At 48.9% G+C, this 6043-nt stretch carries 3 protein-coding genes and 1 pseudogene; 2 read left to right on the top strand and 2 right to left on the bottom strand.

Annotation, left to right across the window (positions count from 1 at the left end; translation table 11 throughout):
* Positions 1-42: 42 nt before the first annotated feature.
* Together mrcB and hrpB are read right to left on the bottom strand one after the other, a co-directional pair.
* Positions 43-2391, bottom strand: coding sequence for a penicillin-binding protein 1B (gene mrcB / locus B9J84_RS02525; RefSeq protein WP_094123460.1), 2349 nt, complete (start codon positions 2389-2391; stop codon positions 43-45).
* Complete coding sequence (gene hrpB / locus B9J84_RS02520; RefSeq protein ID WP_094123459.1) at positions 2388-4856, bottom strand: ATP-dependent helicase HrpB; 2469 nt, start codon at positions 4854-4856, stop codon at positions 2388-2390. Before hrpB ends, mrcB begins: the two co-directional genes overlap by 4 nt.
* 55 nt (positions 4857-4911) lie before the next feature.
* On the opposite strand from hrpB, the gene sfsA reads away from it, so the two are divergent.
* Both sfsA and dksA read left to right on the top strand, forming a co-directional pair.
* Positions 4912-5652: a DNA/RNA nuclease SfsA gene (gene sfsA, locus B9J84_RS02515; protein ID WP_094123458.1), complete on the top strand. Its 741-nt coding sequence runs from the start codon at positions 4912-4914 to the stop codon at positions 5650-5652.
* A gap of 139 nt (positions 5653-5791) precedes the next feature.
* Positions 5792-6043, top strand: a pseudogene (dksA, locus tag B9J84_RS02510) (RNA polymerase-binding transcription factor); the annotation flags it as partial.

The following is a 6043-nucleotide window of genomic DNA, read 5'->3' as shown; positions in this document are numbered from 1 at the left end:
CCTTAAATCCCTTTGAAATCAATTTAATATAAACTCCCCCAGCTACCACTGAAAGAGATTTTTTAACCATTGTCCTGGTTGTTTATTACAGCTCTGTTTCAATGCGCCGCTTTTATCCCACATGGGCAGTTTAAATTCGTTGTGACAATCTTGGACTAATTCACCCTCGGAACTGGTTTTAAAGCCAATCGTGGTAATGCCTTGCGGCCAAGGAAGAAGTAATTTTTCCGGGATCCGATGTTGTAAATATTCCGCGTACACCCGTAATGCACCACTCGAACCCGTAAGTTTGATCGGCTGATTATCATCGCGGCCAAGCCAAACCGTGGTGACTTCACGGCCATCCACCCCGACAAACCAACTGTCGCGGCTATCGTTAGTGGTACCAGTTTTCCCCGCCAATGCAGCCCAAGCGAACTGGTTATTGAGATAGCGCCCGGTCCCTTCAAGTACTCCTCGCTTCATCGCATAAGTTGTAAGCCACGCCGCTTGCTGCTCAACGGCTTGGGATACTTTGGGAATTGATTGATAGAGCACATTGCCCTCTAAATCCAATACCGAGCGCAGCGCCGATAAGGGCGCTTTTTTACCCGAGTTGGTTAAGGTTTGGTACATCTGCGCCACTTGATAAGGCGTCAGAGAGAATGCGCCAAGAAACATCGACGGTACAGGACGGATCTCCTCTTTGTTGACACCGAGCCGCACCAAAGTGTCAGAAACTTGTTCAATCCCAAGCTGCATGCCCAATTGTACCGTGGGCACATTGAGTGATTTAGCTAACGCGAGATACAACGGCACTTCACCACGGAACTGACGATCAAAGTTGCGCGGTGACCACACTTCGCCTTTGTTCCCTTTGAGTGTGATGGGTTTATCGATAAGCGTGCTGGCTAAGTTGTATTTATCTGGCTGTGCGAGTGCGGTGAGATAGACCGCTGGTTTGACTAACGAGCCGATAGGACGGCTTGCATTTAAAGCGCGGTTAAAGCCGTCATAACCGGTCTGTTTACCGCCAACCATGGCACGGATTTCACCACTGGTTCGATCAACAGCGATTGCTGCGGCTTCTAAGTTTTTCCCCGCCGTTTTGGAAAGCACTGGAATTTGTCGATCAATCGCCAGCTCCAATTTGACTTGCGAAACAGGATCGAGCGAGGTAAAAACGCGCAGGCCAGTATCCGCTTTGAAGGCGTCGCCCACTTTCTCTTTCAGTTCAATTTTTAACTGCTGAAAATACGCTGGCTGGCGGCTGGCAATGTGAGGATGCTTTTGCACATCTAACGGTCGACTGGCCGCTTGTTCAAACTGTTTAGCCGTCAAAATATCTTGCTGCATCATCAGCTTTAAAACCAAGTCGCGACGCTCTTTAGCACGTTCAGGGTAACGCGCCGGGTTATAATAAGAAGGCCCTTTAACCATGCCCACCAACAACGCTAGTTGATCAATACGCAATTCTTGCAATGGTTGACCGAAATAAAGCCGTGAGGCGAGGCCGAAACCGTGAATCGCCTCACCGCCACTTTGCCCCAAATAAACCTCATTTAGATAGGCTTCTAAAATGCGATCTTTACTGTAGCGATAGTCAATAATGAGCGCCATATAAGCTTCACGCACTTTACGCCATAAGGTTCGATCGCTGGATAAGAAAATATTTTTTGCCAGCTGTTGAGTTAACGTGCTGCCGCCTTGCACGGTGCGCCCAGCCTTAATGTTGGCTACTAAAGCACGGGCAATCGCAAATGGAGAGATGCCATCATGTTGATAAAAATAGCGATCCTCGGTCGCAAGCAACGCATCCACCATCACTTCAGGAAACTGATCACGACGTAAAAATAGCCGCTGCTCATCGTTGCCTTTTTCAAGCATGCCGAGCATTTTGGGCTCAATACGCAAGTAACCTAAATCCCCTTTTTGCTCAAGAGATTGGATACGAACTAAACCGCTGTCATTAAAATGGAGCATCACATGGCGGTCAGGCTCAGGGCCATCGGCAAACTCAAAAGGGCGGCGGATGATCTCAATTTTGCTTGATGATGAAGAGTACTCGCCAGCATAGCGTGGCTGGTTCACTTTGCGATAGTTGAGTACATCAAGCTCATTGCGCAGCTCTTGCAACGGGATGTCATCACCGGGTGCTAAATTCAAAATACGCGCATACACGACGGTCGGTAAATCAAAAAGCTGGCCTTCGAAGCGTTGTTTAACCACGCTATTTAGGTAAATACCAACAAACAACAGCACCGCAGCCAGTGCAAGGCTCAGTTTCCAGCCAATACCCCACACAATTTTCCACCATGCTTTGCGTGGCGCTGAAGGCTTCTTAGCCGGGCGACGTGAAGGTTTTTTTACGCTATTTTTTTGAGTGCCCGTAGGCTTTTTCTGGGTTGTCATTGTGCTAATTGCCGCTTAGTTTTCGTCGTCGCTATGTGGTTGGCAGGATCATCAGGCCAAACGTGTTTTGGGTAACGCCCTTTCATCTCTTTTTGTACTTCTTTATAAGCGCCCTGCCAGAAACCGGCGAGATCTTGAGTTACCTGCAAAGGCCGCTGCGCAGGTGAGAGCAGTTCCATTACCACTTTTTTACGCCCTTGAGCGATGGTGGGGGAATCTTGCTCGCCAAACATCTCCTGCATACGGACCGACAGCATCGGCTCCGCGCCCAGTTGATAACGAATGGCGGCTCGATTACCTGTGGGTAGCGGGTGGTGAGTTGGAAGCCAGCGATCAATCTCTTGGTTTAATGGCCAACCTAAATAGGCATTGAGTGCATCAAGAAGCGGTACTTTCGCTAACGCTTTGACCGATTTTACCCCGACTAAATAGGGGGCTAACCAAATTTCAAGATCATCGAGCAGCGCTTGTTCCTCGACAGCAGGCCACGCCGCTTCCGGTAGCCATTGCGCAGCGCAACGTATGCGCGTTAATAAAGCGCTCGCCGCTTCGCTCCAGTGTAATACCGATAGCCCCTTGCGACGGACATAATTGAGCAAGGCTTGCGTCATTTTTTCATGAGCAGGCTCTGGCAGCGCTTCACGCTCAATAACCAATTTACCGCACAGGGTTAGCCTTTCCGCGCAAAGTTTCCCCGCTTTCTCATCCCAATCGACTCGTTCTTGTGTACTAAATAGCTCAGGGAAATGGGCTTGCAGTGCATCAATATCCAACTCTGTCGCAACAAAGATTTGGCTCGCTTGTGAGCCGCTGCGCATTAAATCCACCACCACTAAATAGTGCGCGCCAGCGAGGCGTTCATCGTCACGCATTTGCGCGCCGTGACCATTCGCCAATAAAAACTGCCCCCGTTGCGACTCGCTGCGACGCTGGGCAATGCGATCGGGAAAAGCCAAACTCAGCACTAACGCCAACAATGATTCATCCACTTGTGTTAGCTGAAATTGGCCACCGAGTGCGCGCGCAAGCGTCGTGGCACGCTGATGTAGGTTTTGTGTTTTAGGGTGAGTCGCTTGCTGCCAACGCATTAAGCTATGTTGTAAATCCAGCACATTACGCTCAGGCTCTTCCAATAAAGCGGTCACAGCGAGCGCCGTATTTAGCATTGAATCACTCGTTTCATGGGCTTTGAGCAGCATACTCACCAGCCTTGGTTCCACACCGAGTGACTGCGCTTTTTTACCCAATGCGCTGAGCTGCTGTTTGCTGTCCATCAAACCAAGCGTATGCAATAGACTCCAAGCTTGCTGCATCGCTGCTGGTGGTGGTGTATCCAGCCAAGGCAAATCGTTGACCGACACCACACCCCACTGCGCAAGCTCCATCGCTAAAGACGCTAAGTCACTGTGCAATATTTCCGCGCTCGGCACTTGGGGTTGCTGCTTATATTGTGCTTCGCTGTAAAGGCGCAAACAGATGCCAGGTTCTAGGCGTCCGGCGCGCCCCGTGCGTTGCTGCGCCGATGACTGGGCAATTTTCACTTGCTCTAAACGAGTGATGCCCGTTTTAAGATCAAACTTCGCTATCCGCTCTAGCCCTGCATCCACCACTAAGCGTATCCCCTCAATGGTCAGCGATGTTTCGGCAATATTAGTCGCTAGCACAATTTTCCGTTTGCCTGCTACTGCAGGCGCAATCGCTTTTTGCTGCGCTTGTAGACTCAACTGCCCGTATAAAGGACAAATATCAAACTCATCGGCTAAGTGTGCGAGCTGCTGTTCAAGCTGTTTAATGGCTGAAACGCCAGGTAAAAAAGCCAGCAGAGAGCCACTTTCAGCTCGCATCAAGCCTTCAATCTGTTTGCTCATCGTCGGCACAAGATAATCATTGGCTCGCAGCGGTGCATAGCGCACTTCAACCGGATAAGCGCGACCTTCAGATTGCACATAAAGTGCTTGGGGTAATAATGACTGCAATGCCAGTTGATCTAAGGTTGCCGACATTACGACGATTTTAAGATCTTCTCGCAGAGCTGATTGCACTTCCAAACTTAATGCGAGAGCCGTATCCGCGTGAATACTCCGCTCGTGATACTCATCGAAGATCAAGAGATCGATTCCGCTTAGCTCAGGATCGGTTTGGATCATACGTGTCATGATCCCTTCTGTCACAATTTCAAGCTGTGTCGCTGTGCTGACTTTACTCTCACCACGCATACGATAGCCGACGGTTTGCCCAACACTCTCACCTAATTGCTGTGCTAAATAGCAAGCAATACTGCGCGCCGCCAAACGACGCGGTTCAAGCATGATGATCTTACCCGTGAATAATTGCGCTTTTAATAGCTGTAACGGGAAATGGGTCGACTTACCCGCGCCAGGAGCGGCTTTGACAATCATCTGTGGGTGAGCTTGTACTCCCGCCAGCAGCTCGGGCATCACAGCTTGAATGGGCAATTGTGACAATGTGCAATCCTTATGGTTAAATGGCGGCAACATTGTACATAAAAACAGTAGATAAATGCAGTTCAATCCTCCACTTCGATCCGCGACCTTACTCAAACGCTACAAGCGTTTTTTGGCCGACATTGAGTTTGCCGATGGTCAACAAGAGACTATTCACTGCGCCAATACTGGCGCGATGACGGGCTGCGCCGAGGCGGGTAATCGTGTCTGGTTCTCCACCTCGGACAACCCTAAACGTAAATACCCACACAGTTGGGAGCTGACTGAAACCCAGCAAGGCCACTGCATTTGCGTCAACACGGCTCGGGCGAATACGCTGGCAGTAGAAGCGATTCAAAACGGCATCATCAAAGAGCTGCAAGGATATGAGCAATTACAAACTGAAATGCGCTACGGCCAAGAAAATAGCCGAATTGATATCTTGCTCAAATCACCCTCTAAACCGACGTGCTATATAGAAGTGAAAAGCGTCACCTTATTGGATGAACGTTACTCTCCACAGGACGATATCGCCTGCAATTCAGGACAAGGTTATTTCCCCGATGCCGTTACAACGCGTGGACAAAAGCATTTGCGTGAATTAACGGAAATGGCAAAAAGTGGAAGCAGAGCAGTACTTTTGTTTGCTGTTTTGCATTCAGGGATTGAAAAAGTCTCGCCTGCACTCCATATAGACGCAAACTATTCACTATTATTGAAACAAGCGCAAAAAGAAGGGGTGGAAGTACTGTGCTACAAGGCTGTACTTTCAAGGAATGAAATCAAGCTCGTTAACACTGTAGAATTCGCCCATTAGTGACAAAAAATTGATGGCGCCTTCACATTGACAATAAGTTTACGATTGAGTGTTTGCCTCCTATAGATCTTTTTGCTATAGATACCCGCCTAAAATTAGCTGCTCGCGCAGTTGACTAGGTGTTAGTAGGAGATGCTGCATGCCGGAATTAAAGAAAAAAGCGATAGGCATCCTAGCCATTGCAGGTGTTGAGCCGTATCAGGAAAAGCCAGGTGAAGAGTATATGTCACCTGAGCAAATAGCTCACTTTACAAAAATTTTAAGTGCTTGGCGCAACCAACTTCGTGAAGAAGTTGAGCGTACCGTTCACCATATGCAAGATGAAGCCGCAAACTTTCCCGATCCCGTTGATCGCGCTTCTCAAGAAGAAGAATTCAGCTTGGAATTGCGT

This window comes from Vibrio sp. V03_P4A6T147, from assembly GCF_002241085.1.
Lineage (GTDB): Bacteria > Pseudomonadota > Gammaproteobacteria > Enterobacterales > Vibrionaceae > Vibrio > Vibrio anguillarum.
The sequence above is the reverse complement of the archived record's forward strand: the minus strand, read 5'-3'. Positions and strand labels throughout refer to the sequence as shown.

Excerpts from the sequence above, each read along its gene's own strand:
- mrcB (WP_094123460.1), bottom strand. The coding sequence starts at position 2,391 with ATGACAACCCAGAAAAAGCCTACGGGCACTCAAAAAAATAGCGTAAAA.
- sfsA (WP_094123458.1), top strand. The coding sequence starts at position 4,912 with ATGCAGTTCAATCCTCCACTTCGATCCGCGACCTTACTCAAACGCTAC.